This window comes from Streptomyces hydrogenans (assembly GCF_014656075.1).
GTDB lineage: Bacteria > Actinomycetota > Actinomycetes > Streptomycetales > Streptomycetaceae > Streptomyces > Streptomyces hydrogenans.
Genome location: NZ_BNBS01000001.1, coordinates 221,030 through 241,866, shown reverse-complemented (window position 1 = coordinate 241,866; position 20,837 = coordinate 221,030). Strand labels below are relative to the sequence as shown.

Genomic DNA, 20,837 nt, shown 5'->3' with positions numbered 1-20,837 from the left:
GAACCGTAACCCTTTTCCGTCCCAGTAGTTGACCAGGGCATGAAGAAGCGCAGCATGCTCGCCATCGCCTCCCTCGCCGCAGGCGTCGTCACCGCCCTCGTCACCCCGCCGCCGCAGGCCAGCGCCGCGGAGAGTCCGCTCGGCGGGGCCACCGGACTCCTCCAGGAGGAGGGCGCCGGGACCGTCCTCCACGAGACCGTCACCACCGTGGAGAGCACCGTCGCCGACAGCTCCGCCCAGGGACTCCGCTGATCCCGGGCCCCCACCGCCTCCGGTGCCCCGCGCTCCAGGCGCGGGGCACCGGCGTGTCGTGAGACCCGCCGGGAGGCGGCCCGTGCGCGCGCGGTGCGCGGGTAATGACAGGATGTCCCCATGAGCAACAACGTTTTCTTCGACATCACCATCGACGACAAGCCGGCCGGCCGGATCGTCTTCCAGCTGTTCGACGACGTCGTCCCGGACACGGCCAAGAACTTCCGCGAGCTCGCCACCGGCCAGCACGGCTTCGGCTACGAGGGCTCCTCCTTCCACCGCGTCATCCCCGCCTTCATGCTGCAGGGCGGCGACTTCACCGCGGGCAACGGCACCGGCGGCAAGAGCATCTACGGCGAGAAGTTCGCGGACGAGAACTTCAAGCTGAAGCACGACCGCCCGTTCCTGCTCTCGATGGCGAACGCGGGCCGTAACACCAACGGTTCGCAGTTCTTCATCACCACCATCGTGACCGACTGGCTGGACGGCAAGCACGTCGTCTTCGGCGAGGTCGTCGAGGGCCAGGACATCGTCAAGCAGGTCGAGGCCCTGGGCTCCGGCTCCGGCGCCACCAAGGCCAAGATCACGATCGCCAAGTCCGGCGTCGTCGAGGGCTGACCCGACCGCACCCGGCACGTCGTGGCACGGGGCGGCGGGAGCGGTGTCCACGGACTCCACTCCCACCGCCCCGGCTCCTTCCCGCGCTCAGTCGCCCTCGCCGTACCGGCGCTCGAACCGGGCGATCCGGCCCTCCGGGTCGACGCTCCGGGCCTTGCCCGTGAAGTACGGGTGGCTCTCCGAGGAGATCTCGACGTCGATCACCGGATAGGTGTTGCCGTCGTCCCACTCGATGCTCTGCTCGCTCGTCGCGGTCGACCGCGTCAGGAACGCGTATCCCGCCGAGCGGTCACGGAAGACCACGGGCCGGTAGTCGGGCTGCTTGTCCTGCTGCACGGGACCTCCTCGCCTCGGACGGCCCGCCGCGCGGCCCGCCCCGTCTCGTCCGGCCCGAACGGCCCGGATCTCCCCAGCCTCGCCCTGCCCACCCCCGCCGACCAGCGCCGCTGACCCGACCGGGTGAGCCGCCGGGCGCGCGACGGGCGCTATCCGCCGCGCCCCCGCCACCGCGCCGCGAGCAGCAGGGCGATGTCGTCCGGCCGGTCCGAGGACCGCACCGCCTCGTGCATCAGCCGGTCCGCCGCCTCCGCCAGCGGCAGCGAGCCCGTCGACGCCAGCGTCCGCCGCAGCCGCTCCACCCCCTCGTCGATGTCGGCGCCCGGCCGCTCCACCAGACCGTCCGTGAACAGCGCCAGCACCGCGCCCTCGGCCAGCCGCAGCCGCGTCACCGGATAGGCGGCACGCCCGTCCACCCCCAGGACCACCCCGCCCGCGATGTCCAGCAGCTCCGCCGAACCGTCCGGATGCCGCAGCAACGGCTGCGGATGCCCGGCCCGGACCGCCTGCACCTCCCCGGTCCGCGCGTCCAGGAGCACGTAGCAGGCGCTCGCGAACTGTCCCGGGTCCAGATCGATGAGCAGCCGGTTGGTGCCCCGCACCACGTCCTGCGGCGGCAGCCCGCTCAGCGCGAAGGCGCGCACCGCGCTCCGCAGCTGTCCCATCGTGGCCGCCGCCGCGACCCCGTGCCCCTGCACGTCCCCGATCACCAGCGCCAGCTCGCCCCGGGCCGTCTCCACCACGTCGTACCAGTCGCCCCCCACGTCCATGCCCTGCGTCCCCGGCAGGTAGCGGCCCACCGTCTCCAGGCCCTCCCGCACCGGCAGCCGGTGCGGGAGCAGCGCGTCCTGGAGCCCGCGCGCCACGGCGGCCTCGGTGTCGTACCGCTGCGCACGCTCCAGCGCCTGCGCGATCAGCCCGGTCAGCGCGGTGAGGACGGCCCGTTCCTCCGGACTGAAGTCCCGGGGGCGGTCGAAGCCGAGGATGCACGAGCCCACCGGCCGGCCCGAGGCGATCAGCGGCAGGAACGCCCGCGCCCCCGTCTGCGCGTCCAGCGGCAGCTCCGGATAGGCCCGGCCCAGGATCTGCATCGACTCGAAGAACATCGCCCGGCCGGACGTCAGCACGTCCACCCCCGGGACGTGCGCGTCGAGCGCCGCCCCGTCGAACTGGTCCAGGAAGCCCGGCGGGAATCCCGTCTCCCACGCCAGGTACAGCCGCCGGTCGCTCAGCAGGTAGATCGCCAGCTGCCGGCCGCCGAAGGCCGGCAGCAGCTCCTCGGTCACCACCGCGGAGACCTGCCGGGCGGTCATGGCCTCGGTCAGCGCGATCGCCAGCGCCACCGGCCGGTAGAGCGACGCCGCCCGCGCGGCCTCCGTGCCGAGCCCGTCCCCGGCGCGCTCCGACGGCTGCGGCGGGGGCGGCGGTGGGGGCGGGGGCGGGAACGCCACGGGGGAGGCCGCGGCGGAGCCCGTACCGGTCTCCGGCGCGGGAGGCTGCTCGGCCCCCTGGCCCTCCTCCGGGACGAGCACCATGGTCACGCCGTCCCGGCCCGGGTGCAGGGACACCGACAGCCACCCGCCGTCCTCGGGGCGGGCCAGGAAGCGCACCGGCTCCGTCGACAGCAGCGCCGCCCGCAGCTGCTCCTCGTGGAACGGGTGGGCGAACCACGGCAGCGCCTCCCACAGCGGCCGCCCGGCCAGCGCCCCGCGCGGCCGTCCGAGCAGGCGCTCGGTGCGCTCGTTCACGTAGGTGACGCGGCCCAGCCGGTCGATGGCCAGGATCGCCCGCGGCAGCCGGTCCGTGGCGTCCGAGCCGACGAGGCTCGTGCCCAGGTCCACCAGGGCGCCCGCCAGGTGCCCGTGGCCGTCCGCCCCGACGAACCGGGAGCGCGCCGAGACCTCCAGCAGGTGCAGCCCGCCGTCCGGCCCCTTGAGCCGCAGTCGGCGGACCGAGCCCCCGCCGTCCGCGGCGCCCGTCCGGCGGGCCGCCGCCCACAGCGCGAAGCCGTCCTCCGGATCGAGTCGCGAGGTCAGCGCCTCGATCGGCATCGGCGACGGGCCGGGCACCCCGAGGATCGCCCGCAGCCCGTCGTCCATGGTCACGCTCCCCGCCGCCAGGTCCCAGTCGAAGGAGCCGAACCGCACCGGCGGCACCGCGCCCGACGGCAGCTGCACGCACAGCGGGTCACCGGGCCACCACACGCCCGTCCCGCGTGCCGTCAGCTCCGCGAGGACCTCTCCGAGGCGCAGTCCGGCGCGGGTCATCCGCTCCCGGTCCCGCGCGCCGACCGGCAGGCCGGGGGTCGGGGGCCGGAGCACCACGAGGACGCCGAAGCGTTCCCGGCCGGCGACCACGGGGGAGTACAGGGAACCGAACGGGAAGGGGAGGCTGGCCACCAGCTGGGGGAACCGCCGCATCGACTCCTCGACGTCCGACAGGTGCACCGACTGTCCGGACCGGTGGACCTCGGCGATGGGGAAGGGGCGGTTGGTGTGCATTCGCGACCAGGGCCGGAACAGCTCGCCCGGCAGCCCGGCCAGCACCGAGAGGCGCAGCAGTCCCGGCGTGCCGGAGCGCAGGTACACCCCGCCCGCGTATCCGCCGACCGCTTCCACGGCGTCCGTCGCCGCCTCCGCCAGCGCCTGGATCAAGGCTTGCGGCGGCGTGCCGGGGGACGGGCCGTGCGGGGTCACACAGTCAGGATGCGCCCGCCGTGAAACCCGCCGCATCCCGGCGCGGGACCCAGGGGGCCCGCTCACGCAGGTCTCCACGCGCGCGTGGGGGCCGCGGCGGCGGCCGGCCGCGGCCCCCGCGCGCGGGCCGCCGTCGCCCACACGGCTCCCGGGGCTGTTGACCCGGAGCGTCCGGGCCGTCACACTCGGTCGTCGTCCGTCGCCGTGAGCGTGCGGCGGGCGCGACCACCACTCACGTCACCACCTCGCGCGCAGGGGGCAGCATGACCGGCCGGGTCCTTCCGTACGACGTCCACGGCGACGGTCCGGGGAGGGCCCTCGTCCTTCACAACTGGTTCGGCGACCGCAGCAGCTTCGACCCGCTCCGCGCCCACCTCGACGAGACGGCGGGCAGCTACGCCTTCCTCGACTGCCGGGGCTACGGCGAGGCGCGGGACGCCGACGGCGCCTACACCATGGAGGAGGTCGCCGCGGACGCCCTGGCCGTCGCCGACGACCTGGGCTGGGACTCCTTCTCGGTCATCGGCCACTCGATGGGCGGCAAGGCGGCCCAGCTGATGCTGCTCGACGCCCCCGACCGGGTCCGCTCGATCGTCGGGATCTCGCCGGTCTCCGCGGCCGGTTTCCCGCTGGACGAGGAGAGCCGGCGGTTGTTCGCCGGTGCGGCCGACGACCCGGCGCTGCGACGGGTCATCATCGACCACACCACCGGCGGCCGGCACACGGGCCCGTGGCTGGACGCGGTCGTCGACCGTTCGGTCGGCCGCTCCTCGGTCGCCGCCTTCCGCGCCTACCTGGACTCGTGGTCCGGCACCGACTTCCACGAGCGGGTCCGCGACAACCCGACGCCCGTGCTGCTGGTCGTCGGCGCGCACGACCCGGCGCTCGGCGCCGAGGCGATGGAGGCGACCTGGCTGCGCTGGTACCCCAACGCGCGCCTGGAGGTCCTCGCGGACGCCGGGCACTACCCGCCGGAGGAGACCCCGAAGGACCTCGCCCGGGCCATCGAGGCGTTCCTCGCGGCCTGAGCCCCCGGGGAGCAGCTTCCGGGACCTTCCGCGGGGTCGGACGGGACTTCCGGCCCGCGTGGCGCCCGGTCGTGCGGGCAGTCGACGGGTGTACTCGATCACGAGGGCACCCGCGACGGGCGGAGCACGACCGGAAGGCAGGAACAGCGATGGGGCGCAGCGAGGAACGGGCGGCGGCACCGGAGACCACGACGGCCGGCGGGCCGTTCGTCCTCGTCGGGACGGACGGTTCGCCGTCGTCGCTCGAAGCGGTCGAGGCGGCGGCGCGGGAGGCCGGCCGGCGGGGTGCCCGGCTGGTCGTCGCGCACGCCTTCATCTGGCCGCTGTTCCGGGTCGGCCTGGAACCCTCCGTGTACGGGCCGACCGAGAGCGGGCTGCGGCGGCAGGCGCAGATCGTCGTGGACACGGCCGTGGCCCGGGCCCGGACGGTCGCCCCGGGCACCGAGGTCTCAGGCGAGCTGATCTCCGGCGAACCGCTCGTCGTCCTCGCCACCCGCTCCAAGGGGGCGGAGCTGGTGGTCGTCGGCAGCCGGGGGACCGGCGGCTTCGCCGGTGTGGTGCTCGGTTCGGTCGCCGTCCACCTCGCCGCCCACGCCGCGTGCCCCGTCCTGGTCGTGCGCGGCCCGGGCGAGCCGGACGGGCCGGTGCTCCTGGCCGTCGACGGCTCCCCGGACTCCGACGCGGCCGTCGACTTCGCCTTCACCGAGGCGCGGGCGCGCGGGGCCGGGCTCGTCGCCGTCCACGCCTGGACGCCGCGGTCGGGCCCGGGGGACCTCACGGGGCTCTTCCACAGCGCGGAGCAGGTGCACGAGGAGGCCGCCCGGGTCCTCGACGCGGCGCTCGCCCGGGCCGCCGAACGCCACCCCGGCGTCGAGGCCGAACCCCGGCTGGTGCGCGGCCGGCCCCGCGAGGTCCTGCTGGAGGAGAGCGAGAACGCCCAGCTGGTCGTCATGGGCGCGCGGGGGCGCGGCGGTTTCGCCGGGCTGCTGCTGGGCTCCGTGAGCCAGGCCCTCCTGCACCACGCCCGGTGCCCGGTCGCCATCGTGCGCGACGGCGTCGCCTGAGGCGGGGAGCGCCCGCCGGGGCGTCCGCCCGGTGGGACCCTGGAAGGGGAGGCCGGGCCGGACGGCCCGTCCGTGGAGGGGGGACGCCCACCGGGAAGGCGGCCTGTCATGTACTTCGCCGACCGTGCCGACGCGGGGCGGCAGCTCGCCGCCCGGCTCGGCCATCTCCAGGGGCGTGACGTCATCGTCCTCGGGCTGCCCCGGGGCGGGGTGCCGGTGGCGGCGGAGGTGGCCGAGGCGCTCGGCGCGCCGCTCGACATCTGCCTCGTGCGGAAGCTGGGGGTGCCGGGCCGGCCCGAGCTGGCCATGGGGGCCATCGGGGAGGGCGGGGTCCGGGTGGTCAACGAGCGGATCGTGGGGGACGCGGGCGTGGCCGAGCGGGACCTGGCGGCGGCCGAGGAGCGGGAGCGGGCGGTCATGGCCGAGCGGGCCCGGACGTACCGGGGCAGCCGTCGTCCGGTGCCGCTGGAGGGGCGGACGGTGGTGGTCGTCGACGACGGGCTCGCCACCGGCGCGACCGCGCTGGCCGCCTGCCGGGTGGTCAGGGCCGGGGGCGCGGCACGGATCGTGCTGGCGGTGCCGGTGGCGCCGCACGGCTGGGCGGACCGGCTCGGCGGTGAGGCCGACGAGACGGTCGCCGTGCACGCCCCGGAGGGGTTCTACGCGGTCGGGCAGTTCTACCGGGAGTTCGAGCAGACGCCGGACGCCGAGGTGGTGGAGCGGCTCGACCGGAGCCGGGCGGCGCGGGCCGCGGTCGTCCGGCACACGGCCGTACGGATCCCGGCGGGCGGTCCGGTGCTGCCGGGTGACCTGGCGGTGCCCGACGGGGCCGCCGGGCTGGTCCTCTTCGCGCACGGGAGCGGCAGCGGCCGGCACAGTCCCCGCAACCGCGCGGTCGCCGCGGCCCTGAACGGCGCGGGGCTGGCCACGCTCCTCTTCGACCTGCTCACGGAGGCCGAGGCCACCGACAGGTCACGGGTCTTCGACACCCCGCTGCTGGCCGAGCGGCTGGGACACGCCGCCGTGTGGACGGCCGGGTGGTCCGGTACTGAGGGGCTGCCGAGGGGCTACTTCGGGGCGAGTACGGGCGCGGCCGCCGCGCTGTGGGCGGCGGCGGAACCGGGCGACGACGTGGCCGCCGTGGTGTCCCGGGGCGGCCGGCCCGATCTGGCGGGGGACCGGCTCGCCGGGGTACGGGCCCCGACACTGCTGGTCGTCGGCGGGAGCGACGACCTCGTCCTGGACCTCAACCGGCGGGCCGGGGAGCTGCTGCGCTGCGAGCACCGGCTCGAGGTCGTGCCGGGCGCCGGCCACCTCTTCGAGGAGCCGGGGGCCCTGGAGGAGGTGGCGGCGCTGGCCACGGACTGGTTCGCCGCCCACTTCGCGGCGGCGGTGGCCGGACGGGATCAGTAGGCGCCGTTGACGTTGTCGATGGAGCCGTACCGGTCGGCCGCGTAGTTGCAGGCGGCGGTGATGTTCGCGACGGGGTCGTACGGGTCGAGCGAGGTGCCCGGCACGTGGTAGGCCGAGAACGTCGGGTCGATGACCTGGAGCAGGCCCTTCGAGGGGGTGCCCTTCACGGCGTTGGAGTCCCAGAGGTTGACGGCGCGGGGGTTGCCGGAGGACTCGCGCATGACGTTGCGGAGGATGCCGTCGTACGAACCGGGGATGCCGTAACGGGCCATCACGTCCAGCGACTCGCGGATCCAGCCGTCGAGGTTGTCGCCGTACCGGGCGGCGGCCGGGGCCGCGGCCTGGACGGCGACCGGCTTGGCCTGGGTCGGGGCCTGGGTCTGTACGGCGGGGGTCGCCGTGCGGGCGGCGGAGCGGCTCGCCCGTTCGGCCGAACCGGTGGAGGCGGGCTTCGCGGCGCTCTTCCGGACCGTCTTCTCGGGCGCGGGAGCGGCCTTCGAGGAATCCCGACGAATCGTCAGTTCCAGCCCCGGATGAATGAGTGACGGATTGTCACCGACGGTCGTCTTGTTCGCCTGGTAAAGCGACTTCCAGCCGCCCTGAATTCCCTTTCGATGGGCGATCAGGGAAAGCGAGTCGCCCTTCACCACGGTGTACGCGCGGGTGGCGGCGGGAGCGGCCGGCGCCTGCGTGACGGCGGCGGTCCGTACGGTCGGGGCGCTGACGGCGGCGGCCGGTGCGGCGGACTCGGGGAGGGGCGCGGCGCCGGCCGCGGCGGGCACGACCAGCGGCAGGGCGAGGGCGACTCCGCCGGTGCCCGCGAAAGCGAGACCTCGGGAGACGGGGCGGCGTCGGGGGCGGCGGTGCTTGCCGTGAGCGGGCATGACGGTTTCCTCTCCGGCGCCTGCGAAGTGAGCTGTCGGGTTCGGACTGGAGCTGTCCGGCCGCGCGCACGCGGCTTCACCCCGAGCCGTTCCGGCAGGGCCGGACCGGCGGTGTGGTGGGTCCCCCGCTCCTGCCGTCGGGTGAAATGGGAGGTCTTTCGAGCGGTGGCAGGATTCGGCGATCCGCTCGAATGGAGGTGACCGTAGGCGAGAAATGCGCCGGGGAACAAGATGCGAATGTGCGGGAAAAGGGAAGGTGGAGATCGAATCGGCGGAATTCAAGATCGATCGTTTCGGCACCCCCTCCGGAATCCCTTGCGGCGCACGGTTCGTGACGGAGGAGGACCCGTCGTCGGCACGGAGAAAGTGAGTCGCGTCACGGGGTGCTTAATGTCCGAATAGGGCGGCTCGTACCCTTCGGGGAATTCTGCGGCGTAATGCCGGGGGTCGTTGGTCGCGCGACTGCTCCATGCGAGTGGGCATAAGTCGCAAATCGGACATTACGGCGCTAATGATGGGGGAATGTCCTCCCCCGCCCTGCTGAACGACCCCGACGCGCTCGACCGCGAGGCCGCCCGCCTCTACGAGAGCGCCGCCTGGGATCGCCTGCTCCCGTCCGCGCCCCCGGCTCCGCCCGCCCCCGCCTCCGACGCGTGGCGGAGTCTCCTCACCGTCCCCGTGGACCGGCTGGTGGCCGACGCGCTCGGCGCGCTGCCTCCGGCCCCGCCCGCCGAGCGCCCGCTGCCCGGCCGGATCGGGGCCGCCCTCCCGGACCGGCTGCACGTCTGGCGCCGGATCGGCCGGTCCGACGTGCGCCCCTCCGTCCACCTCGCCCACGCGCGCCGGGTGCTGACCGAATGGGGCTGGCAGAACACCCCGTACAAGCTGCGCGACGCCCGGGGCGCCCGCTGTCTCTGCGGCGCCCTGCTCGCCGCCCATCGGCTCGGCCACGGCAGCGCGTCGACCATGAACGAGGCCGGCGCCTGGGTCATGACCGAGCTGCGGTCCCGCGGGTGGCACGGACTCATCGGCCCCTGGAACCGCGCCCCGGGCCGCACCGCCGAGGACGCGCTCGCGCTCCTCGACGCCACGATCCGGCGCGCGGCCCTGGCCGGGCGGTGAGGGCGCGCGCCGGGGCGGTCAGCCGGTGACGCTCGGCGCCCCCGTCTCGATGTGGCCGGTGTAGCGGCGCGACCAGGTGCCGTCGATGTCCGCCAGGACGGTGAAGTCGTACCAGCCGTCCTGGTACGCCACCGCGTTGAAGTGGTCCTCGCGCGTGGAGTTCGCCGGGACGGTGTAGGTCCACGGGCCGTCCGCGCGGTAGGCGTTGGAGCGGATCGTGAAGGTGACCGGGCCGGCCGAGGTGTTGGTGAGCCGGAACCAGATCGCCGTCTTCCCGGTGCCCGGTTCGACGGCGAAGCGGGCCGCCGCCTCGATCGCCCTGCCGGCCTTGGAGGCGTCGCCGATGAACCGGCGCAGGAAGCGGTTCGGGCCCATCATCGAGAGGTCGTACTTCCCCGAGCCGGAGCCGAGGCCGATGTTGAAGTAGTCGGTGGCGGTGGTGCCGGGATCGACCGTGTACTGCCAGGCGGCGGTGTCGCGGTACTGGTGCGGGTGGATCGAGAAGTGGGCGGCCCGTCGGGCCTGCGGGCCCTCGTTGGTCATGGAGAACCAGGCGAGGATCTTGCCCGCCGCCCCGAACTCGAAGCGGTCGAGGTTGCCGTTCGGCTGGTAGGGCAGGGCCCGCGCCGGGCGGTTGCCGGGCTCCTGGGCGGGCAGCGCGTTGTTCTGCGGCGCGGGGTTGGGAAGCGGGCCGCAGGTGGACATGCCGATGACCTTCGCCGTCGACGGGAGGCCGGCGGGGACCCCGTACACCGGGCGGGCGAAGTCGAAGACGCCGGTGAGGTCGCCGGTCACCCTCCGCCGCCAGGCGCTGATGTTCGGGCAGGCCGCCGGGGTGCCGAGGGCGGCGGTCCAGGTCTCCAGGAAGCGCAGGACCGAGGTGTGGTCGAAGACCTCCGAGCTGACCCAGCCGCCGCGCGTCCACGGGGACATGACCAGCATGGGGACCCGGAAGCCGAGGCCGATCGGCGCGCCGTCGAGGTACTCGCCGGGGGTGCCGGGCGGGGCGACGGGCGGTGGCACGTGGTCGAAGAAGCCGTCGTTCTCGTCGTAGTTGAGGATCATCACGGTCGAGTCGAAGACCTCGGGGTTCGCCGTCAGGGCGCGGTAGACCAGGTCGACGAAGTGGGCGCCGTCGCCGGGAGGGGCGTACGGGTGCTCGGAGAACGCCTCGTTCGCCACCACCCACGACACCTGCGGCAGCGTCCCGGCGACGACGTCGGCGCGGATCGCGGCGGCGATGTCGTCCGGGGTCGAGCCGGTGACCTTCGGGACCGAGGCCATGCCCCGGTCGTACAGCGGGTCGCCGGGCCGGGCGTCGGTGAACCTCTTGAAGTACGCGAGGCCGTTGTCGCCGTAGTTGTCCTGGGCGTTCTGGTAGACCTTCCAGCTCACCCCGGCCCGCTGCAGCGCCTCCGCGTACGTCTCCCAGGTCAGGCCCGACTCGTCGCCGCCGTCCTTGCTGGAGCCGTCGATCTTCCCGCTCCACAGGAAGGTGCGGTTGGGGCCGGTGGCGCTGAGCGCCGAGCAGAAGTACGCGTCGCAGACCGTGTAGTGATCGGCGAGCGCGTGGTGGAAGGGGATGTCCTCGCGGTCCAGGTGGCCGAGCGTGCGGGTGTTGCCCACGCCCGTCACCCAGTTGTCGAGCCGGCCCTTGTTCCACGCGGAGTGCTGCGAGGTCCAGCTGTGCGGCAGGTCGCCGTTGCACTGGGCGAGCGTCTCGCCGTCGACCCCGCCGGCCGGCGGCGTGTCGCTCAGCTTCCACGGGAACTGCCGGCCGCCCCAGTTCGGCTGCTGGAAGGTGCCCCAGCCGCCGGGGATGTTTCCCGCCGCCCGGTCGCCGAAGCCGCGCACGCCGCGGAGCGTGCCGAAGTAGTGGTCGAAGCTGCGGTTCTCCTGCATCAGGATCACCACGTGCCGGACGTCGGTCAGGGTGCCGGTCGCGGCCCGCGCGGCGGCCGAGGCCGTCGCCGGGGGCAGTCCGGCCCCCGTGACGAGTCCGGCACCGAGCCCCGCGCCGATCCCGACGAACCCTCTGCGGCTGATGGGAAGCATGCCCCGCCCCTCCTGTCACGGTGTGCCCCGCGGGCACGTCGGCAGACATGATGGGGGAGCGGCGCCCAAAGGTATACGCCCGTGAAGTAAGGGCTTGGTGAACACCCGGATCGCGGGCGTTCACCCTGGTCCAACCAGTGCGGGATTGGTATCAGGTGCGACCAATAGGTGGTGCGGGGGTCGTCAGACGGTGTGGACCCGGACCCCCGCCTCGGTCAGCCGGTCCGCCGTCCCCGGGTCGACGCCGGTGTCGGTCACCAGCAGGTCGACCCGGTCGAGGCCGCAGATCCGGGCGAAGGCGCGCCGCCCCAGCTTCGACGAGTCGGTCACCACGACGACCCGGCCGGCCCGTTCGGCGAAGAGCCGGCTGATGCTGGCCTCCTCCTCCTGGTGCGCCATCGCCCCGAGCGCCGGGTCCACCCCGTCGACCCCGAGCACCACCGTGTCGAGGACCACCTCGTCCAGGACGCCTGCGGCGAGCGGACCCACCAGTTCGTAGCTCTGCGGGCGGGCCACCCCGCCGGTCGTCACGAGCTTGATCTGGGGGCGCACCGCCAGCTCGGAGGCGATGTTGAGCGCGTTGGTGACCACGGTCAGGGCGGGGCCGGCGGCCGGGGCGGGATGGCCGGCCTCGGGGCGCTCGCCCGCGAACCGCACGGCCAGCGCCCGCGCGACCTCGCTGGTCGTCGTCCCGCCGTTCAGTCCGACGACCTCGCCCGGCGCGATCAGCTCGGCCGCGGCGGCGGCGATCCGGGACTTCTCCGCGGCGTGCCGGCCCGACTTGTAGCGCAGCGGCAGCTCGTACGACACCCCGTGCGCGAGCGCTCCGCCGCGGGTGCGGACCAGGAGGCGCTGCTCGGCGAGTTCGTCGAGGTCGCGGCGGATGGTGGCCGCGGAGACGGCCAGGGACGTCGCGGCCTCCTCGACCTCCAGCCTGCCCGCGGACGCGAGGAGTTCCAGGAGCGCGTTCCACCGCTCGTGCTTGGACATGCAGGACCGATCCTCCCGTGGGTACGGCCCTGATCCTACGTCGCCGTACGCAGGCACCCTGGCCGAAGGGTGTGTGAATCTGCTTGAATACTGCTTTCTTCGAGCATCTTCACGCATCTCTGCTGTCTCTTTCGTGCAAGGAGTGCGCATGGCCCCCTCCCGTACCACCACCGAGATCGCCACCCAACCCGCCGTCTGGCGCGAGGCGCTGCGCACGCTGCCGCGGCACGCGTCCGCGCTGCCCCGGCGCGGCGAGCGCGTCGCCGTGATCGGCTGCGGCACCTCCTGGTTCATGGCCCAGGCCTACGCCGACCTGCGCGAGGCCGGCGGCCACGGCGAGACCGACGCCTTCGCCGCCTCCCGCTTCCCCTTCTCCCGCCGCTACGACCGGGTCGTCGCCCTCACCCGCTCCGGCACCACCAGCGAGGTCCTGGCGGTCCTCGCCCGACTGGCCGGGACGGTCCCCACCGCGGCGATCACCGCCGACCCGGCCACCCCCGTCATGGAGCTGGCCGACGCCGTCGCGGTCCTCGACTTCGCCGACGAGGAGTCGGTCGTCCAGACCCGCTTCGCCACCACGGCCCTCGCCCTGTTCCGCGCCCACCTGGAGGCCGAGGACGCCCTGCCCGACGGGGTGGGGACCGTCGCCCGCGCCGCCGACGACGCCGAACTCGCCCTCGCCCGCCCGCTGGAGACCGCCGTCCGGGAGGCCGGGCAGTTCACCTTCCTCGGCACCGGCTGGACCTACGGCCTCGCCCAGGAGGCCGGGCTCAAGATGCGCGAGGCGGCCGGCGCCTGGACGGAGGCGTACCCGGCGATGGAGTACCGCCACGGGCCCATCAGCATCACCGCCCCCGGGCGCGTCGCCTGGAGCTTCGGCCCGCTGCCCGACGGCCTCGCCGAGGAGGTCCGCGCGGTCGGCGGCACCCTCGTCGCCGGAGACCTCGACCCGCTCGCCGAACTCGTCCTGGCCCAGCGGCTCGCCGTCGCGGTCGCCGAGGACCGCGGCCTCGACCCGGACCGGCCCCGCAACCTCACCCGCTCCGTCGTCCTCGCCGACGCGGGCGCCGGGGCCTGAGCGCGGAGCCTCCCGCCCCAGCCCGGTACTCGGCCCGTCCACCAGCCCCCGACCCCGACCCGCACCCGGAGCAGGACCATGCCACTGACCCCGACCCACGAGCTCGTCCGGCGGGCCCGCGCCGGCGGCGCCGGCACGGGCGCCTTCAACGTCCTCCAACTGGAGCACGCCCAGGCCATCGTCGCCGGAGCCGAGCGGGCCGACCGCCCGGTCGTCCTCCAGATCAGCGAGAACACCGTCCGCTACCACGGCGGTCTCGAACCCGTCGCGCTCGCCTGCCTCGCGCTCGCCCGCGCCGCCAAGACCCCCGTCGCCGTCCACCTCGACCACGCCGAGAGCACGGACCTCGTCCACGAGGCCGTGGAACTCGGCCTCGGCTCCGTGATGTTCGACGCGGCGCGGCTGCCGTACGAGGAGAACGTGGCCGCGACCCGCGCGGTCGTCGAGCACTGCCACCGGAACGGCGTCTGGGTCGAGGGCGAACTCGGCGAGATCGGCGGCAAGGGCGGGGCGCACGACCCCGGCGTCCGCACCGACCCCGACGAGGCCCGCTCCTTCGTCGCCGCCACCGGTGTGGACGCCCTCGCCGTCGCCGTCGGCAGCGTCCACCAGATGGTCACCCGGGACGCCGTCCTGGACCTCGACCTCATCGCCCGGCTCCGGGCCGCCGTCGACGTCCCCCTCGTGCTGCACGGCTCCTCCGGCGTCCCCGACCCCCTCCTCGCGCGGGCCGTGGCCGCCGGCATGACCAAGGTGAACGTCTCCACCCACCTCAACCAGGTCTTCACCCGCGCCGTCCGCGACCACCTCGCCGCCCACCCCGCCGACGTGGACCCGCGCCGCTACCTCGCCCCGGCCCGCACCGCCGTCGCCGAGGCCGTCACCCGGCTCCTCGGACTCCTCGACCCCCGCTGACCCGCACCGGGACCCGGCCGCCGAGCCTGGTGGTGACGACACCAGGTCCGGCGCGCCCTCCCCACCCCGCCGACCGCCCGGCCATGATCACCCGCATGAACCGGCTCCCGCACCACCACACCACCCTCGTCACCGGCACCGCCCAGGGCCTCGGCCGGGGCATCGCCCTCGACCTCGCCGCCCGCGGCGGCACCGTCCTGCTGCACGGCCGCGACGCCGGCCGACTCGACTCCCTCGCCGACGAGATCCGCGCCCTGGACGCCGGCGGCGAGGTCCGCACCTACCTCGCGGACCTCTCCGACCTCGACCAGGTCGGCGCCCTGGCCCGGCGGATCCGGGACGCCGAACCCCGCCTCGACGCCCTCGTGCACAACGCCGTGGCCGGCGGCGGCTCCCGGCCCCTCGCGCGCGAGGTCTCCGCCCAGGGCCACGAACTGCGCCTCGCCGTCAACCACCTCGCCCCGTACGCCCTCACCCGGGGCCTGCTGCCGCTGCTCACCACCTCGGCACCGGCCCGCGTCGTCAACGTCGCCTCCATCGGGCAGGAGGCCGTCGACTTCGACGACCCCATGTTCGAGAAGGGGTACGAGGGGCTGCGCGCCTACTGCCGCAGCAAACTCGCCCTGATCATGGCGACCTTCGCCCTCGCCGAGGAACTCGACGGCAGCGGCGTCACCGTCAACGCCCTCCACCCGGCCCACCTCATGGACACCGCGGGCGTCCGGGATTACGGCCTCACCCCGCTCGTCGGCGTCGAGGAGGGCGTCCGGCCCACCGTGCGCCTCGTCGTCGACCCGGAACAGGCCGGGGTCACCGGACGGTACTTCGACCGGTTCACCGACGCCCGGGCGCACGAGCAGGCGTACGACCCCGAGGCCCGCCGGCGCCTCATGGCGCTGACGGACCTCTGGGTCGGGGAGGGCGTGCCGGGAGCCTGACGCCCGGACCCGGTCAGCCGCGCCGGTCGGGGCCGCCGCCGCGGATCACGGGGACGAGGCCGCGCAGGGCCAGTCCGGCGGCGATCAGCGTGGTCGCCGCCACGACGAGGCCGAGGACGGCGAGCGGGGAGAGGCCGCCGCCGGTGGCGGCGAGACCGGCGCCTCCGCCGCCGACCGCACCGGCGCCGATGGGCTTTCCGTACATGGGGATTCCTTTCCGCGGCCCGGGGCCGTCAGGTGGCGACCCAGCGCTCCTGCCGGCGCAGGGCCAGGTCGATGAGGGACTTCACGAAGACCAGCTGCCGGAACGCGTCGTACAGCAGCTCGGGGACGAGGGGCAGCGCCAGGAGCACCGCCCGGCGGCCGGCCCGGCGGACCGTCAGGGTCCGCTCCAGGACGAAGAGCAGGGTGATCGCCGTCCAGAACGGCGAGAAGCCCTGCCAACCGACGGTGGCGAGGACCAGCACGGTGAAGGTCACGAAGAGCGCGAGGGCCAGAGCGCCGATCCCCAGCATCAGCTGCTGCCCGAAGTACGGCAGCGTCACGCGGGTCAGGCCGTAGTCGCGGAGGTTCTCCAGGGCGCCGCGCTGCCAGCGCATCCGCTGGTGCCACAGCTTGGGCAGCGTCGGCATCACCTCGGTGACGAGCCAGCAGGCGTCGGGGGAGACCGTGCGGTACCCCAGGGTCTTGACCGCCTTGGTGATCTCGTCGTCCTCGGTCAGCGAGGCCAGGCTGTAGTGCCCCTCGCCGCCGCCGATCACACCCTCGCGGCGGGCGGCGCGGACCTCGCGCAGCACCCGGGCGCGGAAGACGGTGCCCGTGCCGGTCAGCACGTCGGCCTTGTTGCCCTTGCGGTGCACCTCCAGCGCGTAGCGCTCGTACTCCATGCGCTGGAGCAGGCCGAGGAGACCGCCGCCCTCCTCGCCGAAGAAGATCCCGCCGACCGCGCCGACGCCCTCGTCGGCGGCGAGGGTCTCGGTGGCGGAGGCCACGAAGGACGGGTTGAGGACGGTGTCGGCGTCCTGGACGAGCACCAGGTCGTCCGGGGCCAGTTCGTCCAGCAGCGCGGGCAGCGCCTGGTTGAGGGCGCCGGCCTTCTTGTCCCGGTTGTCCGCCGGGACGAACACCTCGGCGCCGCACCGTTCCGCCAGCGCGGCGGTGCGGTCGGTGCAGTTGTCGGCCACCACCAGGATCCGGTCCGGCACCCGCCGCTGCCGGTACAGGCCGGTGAGCGTGGCGACGACGCGGTCCTCCTCGTTGTGCGCGGGCACCACGGCCACCACGCGCATCGGAGCCTCCTCCCGTATGTTTCGTCCCTTTCGTCCATCACGGTGGCGCGGCCGGGTTGCGGGAGGGGTGCCCGGGCGGTGCGGTTCGGTTGCGAAGGGGCGGGAGGGGACGGAAGGCCCGGCGGTGGGGCGGTGAAGGTCCCGGGCGCCGCCGGGGTCAGTCGACGGGGTGGTAGCGGTAGCCGATGCCGCGCACGGTGGAGATGCCGGTACGGCCTCCGGTGGCGGCGGCGATCTTGCGGCGCAGGCGCAGGACCGTGTACTTCACCCGGACCGGGTCGCCGTCCTCGCGCTCGCCCCACACCTCGCGGAGCAGCTGTCCGTGGCTCAGCACCTGCTCCGGGCGGGCCGCCAGGGTGGCGAGGAGGTCGAACTCGAGCGGGCTGAGGTCCAGCGGGGCGCCGCCGACGGTCGCGGTGTGCCCGGCCCGGTCGACCACCACGCGCTCCGGCGCCGCGTGCCCGGAGGACGCCTCGCGGCGCGGCAGGAGGCGGCGGAAGCGGGCGGCGAGACGGGGGAAGCCCTGCTCGCGGGAGAGCGAGTAGGTGACGTAGTCGTCCGCGCCGAGGCGGTAGGCGCGGGCCGCCTCGATCTCCACGTAGACGGGGGCCGTGACGACGACGGGCAGCCGGTCGTCGTGCGCGCGGAGCTCGGTCAGCAGCTGCCAGGGGTCGCAGCGGGGGAGTTCGAGGCTGAGCAGCACGCCCTGCGGCCGGCGCTCGCGCAGCGCCCGCCGGGTGGCGGGGCCGTCGGTGGCGTGCAGGATGTCGTGCCCCAGGTCCCGCAGCATCCCGCCGACGAGGTCCACCACGCGCGCGTCCCGGAGCGCGAAGAGGAGCAGGGGGCGGGCGGCGGTCGGCTGCATGCCTGGACGATAGCCCCGCTCCGTGATCACGGCAGCTCGGCGCCGTACGGCGGGTGCCCGGAGGTGCCGTGGTGCCGGGGGAGAAGGGAAGGGCCCGGGTGGACGGCGCCGGAAGGGGCGGCGGGTGTGCGGACAGGGGTGCGCCCCCGGGACCGGGGGATGGTCTCGGGGGCGCGGGGTGGCGGGGCCGGCGGGGTGTTCGGGGGCCGGCCCCGCGGGGTCGCGGTGGCTCAGCGCAGGTCGAAGCGGTCCAGGTCCATGACCTTGGTCCAGGCCGCGACGAAGTCCGTCACGAACTTCTCCTTGGCGTCGTCGCTCGCGTAGACCTCGGCGAGGGCGCGGAGCTCCGAGTTCGAGCCGAAGACCAGGTCGGCGCGGGTGCCGGTCCACTTGACCTCGCCGGTCGCGTCGTCGCGGCCCTCGAAGGTGTTCGCGTCGCCGGAGGTGGCCGACCAGGTGGTGCCCAGGTCCAGCAGGTTGACGAAGAAGTCGTTCGTCAGCGTGCCGGGGGTCGCGGTGAGGACACCCAGGGAGGTCTGCGGCTGGGTGACGCCCAGGACGCGCAGGCCGCCGATGAGGACCGTCAGCTCGGGCGCGCTGACCGTGAGCAGGTTGGCGCGGTCGATCAGCAGGTACTCGGCGGGGAGGCGGACGCCCTTGCCGAGGAAGTTGCGGAAGCCGTCCGCGACCGGCTCCAGGGCGGCGAAGGACTCGACGTCCGTCTGCTCCTGGGAGGCGTCCACGCGGCCCGGGGTGAAGGGCACCTCGACGGCCTGGCCGGCGTCGGCGGCGGCCTTCTCGACGGCCGCGGAGCCCGCGAGGACCACGAGGTCGGCGATCGAGACCTGCTTGCCGCCCCGGGCGTTGAACGACTCCTGGACGCCCTCCAGGACGCGCAGGACCTGGGCGAGGTCGTCGGGGTTGTTGACGGCCCAGCCGCGCTGCGGCTCCAGGCGGATGCGGCCGCCGTTGGCGCCGCCGCGCTTGTCGCTGCCGCGGAAGGAGGAGGCCGAGGCCCAGGCGGCGCCGACGAGCTGCGCGACCGTCAGGTCCGAGGCGAGGATCTGCTCCTTGAGGGCGGCGACGTCCGCCGCGTCCACGGGCTCGTGGGTGCGGGCCGGCAGCGGGTCCTGCCAGAGCAGCTCCTCCGACGGCACCTCGGAGCCGAGGTAGCGGACGACCGGGCCCAGGTCGCGGTGGGTCAGCTTGTACCAGGCGCGGGCGAAGGCGTCGGCGAACTGCTCGGGGTGCTCGTAGAAGCGGCGCGAGATCTGCTCGTAGACCGGGTCGAAGCGGAGCGACAGGTCCGTGGTGAGCATGGTCGGGAGGTGCTTCTTCTCCGGGTCGTACGCGTCCGGGATGATCGCCTCGGCGTCCTTGGCGACCCACTGGTTCGCGCCCGCCGGGCTCTGCGACAGCTCGTAGTCGTACTCGAAGAGGTGCTTGAAGAAGTCGTGGCCCCACTGGGCGGGCGTGGTGGTCCAGGTGACCTCCAGACCACTGGTGATGGCGTCGGGGCCCTTGCCGGAGCGGTAGCTGCTCGCCCAGCCGAAGCCCTGGGCCTCGATCGGGGCCGCCTCCGGGTCCGCGCCGACGTTGTCGGCGGGGCCGGCGCCGTGCGCCTTGCCGAAGGTGTGGCCGCCGGCGATGAGGGCGACGGTCTCCTCGTCGTTCATCGCCATCCGGCGGAAGGTCTCGCGGATGTCGCGGGCGGCGGCGACCGGGTCCGGGTTGCCGTTGGGGCCCTCGGGGTTGACGTAGATGAGGCCCATCTGGACGGCGCCGAGGGGCTCCTCCAGCTCGCGATCGCCCGAGTAGCGCTCGTCGCCGAGCCAGGTGGTCTCGGGGCCCCAGTAGACGTCCTCGTCCGCCTCCCACACGTCCGCGCGGCCGCCGGCGAAGCCGAAGGTCTCGAAGCCCATGGACTCCAGGGCCACGTTGCCGGTGAGGATCATGAGGTCGGCCCAGGAGAGGGACTGGCCGTACTTCTTCTTCACGGGCCACAGCAGGCGGCGGGCCTTGTCCAGGTTGCCGTTGTCCGGCCAGCTGTTGAGCGGGGCGAAGCGCTGCTGGCCGGCGCCGGCGCCGCCGCGGCCGTCGCTGATGCGGTAGGTGCCCGCGCTGTGCCAGGCCATGCGGATCATGAAGGGGCCGTAGTGCCCGAAGTCGGCCGGCCACCAGTCCTGCGAGGTCGTGAGGACCTCGGCGATGTCCTGCTTCACGGCGGCCAGGTCGAGCGCCTTGAATGCCGCGGCGTAGTCGAAGTCCGCGCCGAGCGGGTTGCCCACGGCCGGGTTCTTGGCCAGGATCCGCAGGTTGAGCCGGTTCGGCCACCACTGCGTGTTGCCACCGCTCTGGGTGGGGTGCGCGGCACGCCCGTGGGCGACCGGGCAGCCGCCCGCGCCCTCGGCCTTCACGTCGCCACCGGGTGCATCGAGGTTCTCAGACATGGGTATTCCTTCCGGACACGCGCGGGAAGGTCGCGGACACGGAGACCCGACGAGGAGATACCGCTCGGGGTGTTCCCCGGAAGCGGTACGTCACGTCCTCGTCCTCCGCCGTGCCGGACTCTTCCTGTCCCTTGGCCATCAACAAAACTGATCCTACAATGGACTAAGTCCAAGTCAAGAACAACGTCAAAGTGGAGACGCCGGGCCCGGGGGACGCCACCCTCCGAACCCCCGGGTCTTCGCCGAGAAGGAACAGGTGGGCCCCTATGAGTGACCTGCTGGAGCGGCTGCGCGCCCGAGGCTGGCGGATGACGTCGCAGCGGCGCGTGGTCGCGGAGGTCCTCGACGGCGAGCACGTGCACCTCACCGCCGACGAGGTGCACGCCCGTGCCGTGGAGCGACTTCCCGAGATCGCCCGGGCGACCGTCTACAACACCCTGGGCGAACTGGTCACCCTCGGCGAGGTCGTGGAGCTCTCCACCGACGGGCGCGCGAAGCGGTACGACCCCAACGCCCGCCACCCGCACCAGCACCTGGTCTGCACGGAGTGCGGCATCATCCGCGACGTGCGCCCCACCGGCGACCCGCTGTCCGTCCTGCCCGACTCCGAGCGCTACGGCTTCACCGTCTCCAAGGTCGACGTTACCTACCGGGGCCGCTGCCCGTCCTGCGCGACCTGAGGCCGGCAGGGCCGGTGGCGGCCTTCCCCGCGCCGCACGCCCGGCCGGTACCCCGGTCGAGGGTGCCCCGGTGGCGGTGGGCGTGCGCGTCCCGCCCGCCGTCGCCGCGGCCGCGACGCGCACGCCCACCGTGCGGGGCCCGTCCCGAAGGCGCTTGCCGCCCG

At 74.4% G+C, this 20,837-nt stretch carries 19 protein-coding genes and 1 riboswitch; of the genes, 10 read left to right on the top strand and 9 right to left on the bottom strand.

Going from position 1 to position 20,837, the window contains the following annotated elements; all coding sequences use genetic code 11:
• Positions 1-39 precede the first annotated feature (39 nt).
• Positions 40-252: a hypothetical protein gene (locus tag IE321_RS01085; protein ID WP_226652488.1), complete on the top strand. Its 213-nt coding sequence runs from the start codon at positions 40-42 to the stop codon at positions 250-252.
• A gap of 120 nt (positions 253-372) precedes the next feature.
• On the top strand, positions 373-870 hold the full coding sequence (locus tag IE321_RS01080; protein ID WP_190221356.1) for a peptidylprolyl isomerase: 498 nt from the start codon (positions 373-375) through the stop codon (positions 868-870).
• An 87-nt stretch (positions 871-957) separates the two neighbouring features.
• Here the strand turns inward: IE321_RS01080 and IE321_RS01075 are convergent, their stop codons facing one another.
• Both IE321_RS01075 and IE321_RS01070 read right to left on the bottom strand, forming a co-directional pair.
• A complete protein-coding gene (locus IE321_RS01075; RefSeq protein WP_043230934.1) occupies positions 958-1,206 on the bottom strand; it encodes a type B 50S ribosomal protein L31 in 249 nt (82 codons plus the stop codon).
• 149 nt (positions 1,207-1,355) lie between these two features.
• The gene (locus IE321_RS01070; RefSeq protein ID WP_190221424.1) at positions 1,356-3,938 is read right to left on the bottom strand and encodes a SpoIIE family protein phosphatase; all 2,583 of its coding nucleotides are present in this window, start codon (positions 3,936-3,938) and stop codon (positions 1,356-1,358) included.
• 227 nt (positions 3,939-4,165) lie between these two features.
• On the opposite strand from IE321_RS01070, the gene IE321_RS01065 reads away from it, so the two are divergent.
• The 3 genes from IE321_RS01065 to IE321_RS01055 all read left to right on the top strand — a co-directional run bounded on the left by IE321_RS01065 (position 4,166) and on the right by IE321_RS01055 (position 7,407).
• Positions 4,166-4,930, top strand: coding sequence for an alpha/beta fold hydrolase (locus IE321_RS01065; protein ID WP_190221355.1), 765 nt, complete (start codon positions 4,166-4,168; stop codon positions 4,928-4,930).
• A 149-nt stretch (positions 4,931-5,079) separates the two neighbouring features.
• Positions 5,080-5,994 carry a universal stress protein gene (locus tag IE321_RS01060; protein WP_190221354.1) on the top strand — a complete coding sequence of 305 codons (915 nt, stop codon included), beginning with the start codon at positions 5,080-5,082 and terminating at the stop codon, positions 5,992-5,994.
• 108 nt (positions 5,995-6,102) lie between these two features.
• Positions 6,103-7,407, top strand: a complete 1,305-nt coding sequence (locus IE321_RS01055; protein WP_190221353.1) for a phosphoribosyltransferase family protein — start codon at positions 6,103-6,105, stop codon at positions 7,405-7,407.
• Here the strand turns inward: IE321_RS01055 and IE321_RS01050 are convergent.
• Positions 7,401-8,291: a LysM peptidoglycan-binding domain-containing protein gene (locus IE321_RS01050; protein ID WP_190221352.1), complete on the bottom strand. Its 891-nt coding sequence runs from the start codon at positions 8,289-8,291 to the stop codon at positions 7,401-7,403. The genes IE321_RS01055 and IE321_RS01050 overlap by 7 nt on opposite strands.
• Positions 8,292-8,293: 2 nt before the next feature.
• A riboswitch (cyclic di-AMP (ydaO/yuaA leader) is annotated at positions 8,294-8,454 on the bottom strand.
• 359 nt (positions 8,455-8,813) lie between these two features.
• On the opposite strand from IE321_RS01050, the gene IE321_RS01045 reads away from it, so the two are divergent.
• Complete coding sequence (locus IE321_RS01045) at positions 8,814-9,413, top strand: DUF6197 family protein (protein WP_190221351.1); 600 nt, start codon at positions 8,814-8,816, stop codon at positions 9,411-9,413.
• A gap of 18 nt (positions 9,414-9,431) precedes the next feature.
• Here the strand turns inward: IE321_RS01045 and IE321_RS01040 are convergent, their stop codons facing one another.
• The gene (locus tag IE321_RS01040) at positions 9,432-11,468 is read right to left on the bottom strand and encodes a phosphocholine-specific phospholipase C (protein ID WP_190221350.1); all 2,037 of its coding nucleotides are present in this window, start codon (positions 11,466-11,468) and stop codon (positions 9,432-9,434) included.
• Positions 11,469-11,651: 183 nt separating this feature from the next.
• Complete coding sequence (locus tag IE321_RS01035; protein ID WP_190221349.1) at positions 11,652-12,458, bottom strand: DeoR/GlpR family DNA-binding transcription regulator; 807 nt, start codon at positions 12,456-12,458, stop codon at positions 11,652-11,654.
• 148 nt (positions 12,459-12,606) lie between these two features.
• Here IE321_RS01035 and IE321_RS01030 point away from each other — a divergent pair, with 148 nt between their 5' ends.
• The 3 genes from IE321_RS01030 (at position 12,607) to IE321_RS01020 (ending at position 15,389) form a co-directional block, all read left to right on the top strand.
• Entirely contained in the window at positions 12,607-13,536 is a 930-nt protein-coding gene (locus IE321_RS01030; RefSeq protein WP_190221348.1) for an SIS domain-containing protein, read from the top strand.
• Positions 13,537-13,614: 78 nt separating this feature from the next.
• A complete protein-coding gene (locus tag IE321_RS01025) occupies positions 13,615-14,451 on the top strand; it encodes a class II fructose-bisphosphate aldolase (protein WP_190221347.1) in 837 nt (278 codons plus the stop codon).
• 95 nt (positions 14,452-14,546) lie between these two features.
• Positions 14,547-15,389 carry an SDR family NAD(P)-dependent oxidoreductase gene (locus IE321_RS01020; protein ID WP_190221346.1) on the top strand — a complete coding sequence of 281 codons (843 nt, stop codon included), beginning with the start codon at positions 14,547-14,549 and terminating at the stop codon, positions 15,387-15,389.
• Between the two features lie 13 nt (positions 15,390-15,402).
• On the opposite strand, the gene IE321_RS01015 is transcribed toward IE321_RS01020, so the two are convergent.
• The 4 genes from IE321_RS01015 to katG form a co-directional block, all read right to left on the bottom strand.
• Positions 15,403-15,594 carry a hypothetical protein gene (locus tag IE321_RS01015; RefSeq protein ID WP_043231900.1) on the bottom strand — a complete coding sequence of 64 codons (192 nt, stop codon included), beginning with the start codon at positions 15,592-15,594 and terminating at the stop codon, positions 15,403-15,405.
• 28 nt (positions 15,595-15,622) lie between these two features.
• Entirely contained in the window at positions 15,623-16,678 is a 1,056-nt protein-coding gene (locus IE321_RS01010) for a glycosyltransferase family 2 protein (RefSeq protein ID WP_190221345.1), read from the bottom strand.
• A gap of 157 nt (positions 16,679-16,835) precedes the next feature.
• Positions 16,836-17,543 carry a response regulator transcription factor gene (locus IE321_RS01005; protein ID WP_190221344.1) on the bottom strand — a complete coding sequence of 236 codons (708 nt, stop codon included), beginning with the start codon at positions 17,541-17,543 and terminating at the stop codon, positions 16,836-16,838.
• A 230-nt stretch (positions 17,544-17,773) separates the two neighbouring features.
• Complete coding sequence (gene katG, locus IE321_RS01000; protein WP_190221343.1) at positions 17,774-19,993, bottom strand: catalase/peroxidase HPI; 2,220 nt, start codon at positions 19,991-19,993, stop codon at positions 17,774-17,776.
• 266 nt (positions 19,994-20,259) lie between these two features.
• Here katG and IE321_RS00995 point away from each other — a divergent pair, with 266 nt between their 5' ends.
• The gene (locus IE321_RS00995) at positions 20,260-20,673 is read left to right on the top strand and encodes a Fur family transcriptional regulator (protein ID WP_190221342.1); all 414 of its coding nucleotides are present in this window, start codon (positions 20,260-20,262) and stop codon (positions 20,671-20,673) included.
• The last annotated feature ends 164 nt before the right edge of the window (positions 20,674-20,837 follow it).